Genomic DNA, 1006 nt, shown 5'->3' with positions numbered 1-1006 from the left:
CACCAATGTGACCAACCATGGTGGATATGAAGATTTGGTGAAAAAAGGATTGAAATAAATATCACATCTTTAAAAACAAAAATCCCCTCGCATAAAGCGTTAGGGGATTTTTTATGATAAAGAAATTATTTCTTCTCCATCGCCATTTGCGACATTTTTAGTACCAAATGGCGTGGTAGGAACGGAATGATCCAATCCAACATAAAACGCAGTTTTCCTTCGTTAAATGCCACCAATTCGCCGCGCATTATCGCCTTGTGGCCATACTGTGCCACGGATTGCGCAGATTTTGCGTTATCCCAGGCGGCCACGCCCTGCAAATTGCCTGCAGCCACAAAGCCCGTTGCCACTGCGCCCGGGCAAAGTGCCGTAACTGTCACACCACTTACAGACACTTCCTGTGCTACGGCTTGACTGAATGAAGTTACGAAAGCTTTGGTGGCGTAGTACACTGCCTGATTAGGGACGGGCATAAATGATGCGGTGGACGAAACATTCAAAATTCTGCCTGACTGTTGCGCTAACATGGACGGCAGATACAGTCGGGTTAACGACATCAGCGCGATAATATTCACTTGCACCATATGCATTTCATCTGCCAAATCCCGCTCGGCAAACTTGCCATGCCCGCCCAAACCTGCATTGTTGATCAGATAATCGACTTGAATACCTAACGCCTGGGTTTGCTCAAAAATGCGTTCGGCAGCATTAGATTCTGCTAAATCGATAGCAATAACGTACGCTTTAATACCGAATTGTGCGGTCAATTCTTCGGCAATTTTATTTAACTTGTCTTGGGAGCGTGCGACCAAAACCACATTGTCGCCTTGCTGTGCGTGAATTTTTGCCAATTCCAAACCAATGCCGCTCGATGCGCCTGTAATGAGTGCTGTTTTTACCATTTTGTTTACCTCTTGTTTAATTTATGGTGGTATTTTATGGTATAATTTTGTTGAATTAAAAGTAAAACATGGCTTATTTATGGTAAAAAACAAACCTTTTATCC

General features: G+C 43.6%; 1 protein-coding gene. It reads right to left on the bottom strand.

Annotated elements, in window-relative coordinates; translation table 11 throughout:
* Nucleotides 1-125: 125 nt before the first annotated feature.
* On the bottom strand, nt 126-902 hold the full coding sequence (locus ACTHUM_RS15200) for an SDR family NAD(P)-dependent oxidoreductase (protein ID WP_070461567.1): 777 nt from the start codon (nt 900-902) through the stop codon (nt 126-128).
* Nucleotides 903-1006 lie beyond the last annotated feature (104 nt).

It is taken from the genome of Neisseria sp. P0021.S006 (assembly GCF_051956895.1).
This window is presented reverse-complemented; position numbering and strand designations above follow the sequence as displayed.

What these genes read in the sequence shown, in the direction of transcription:
- ACTHUM_RS15200 (WP_070461567.1), bottom strand. Translation starts at nt 902, where the DNA reads ATGGTAAAAACAGCACTCATTACAGGCGCATCGAGCGGCATTGGTTTG.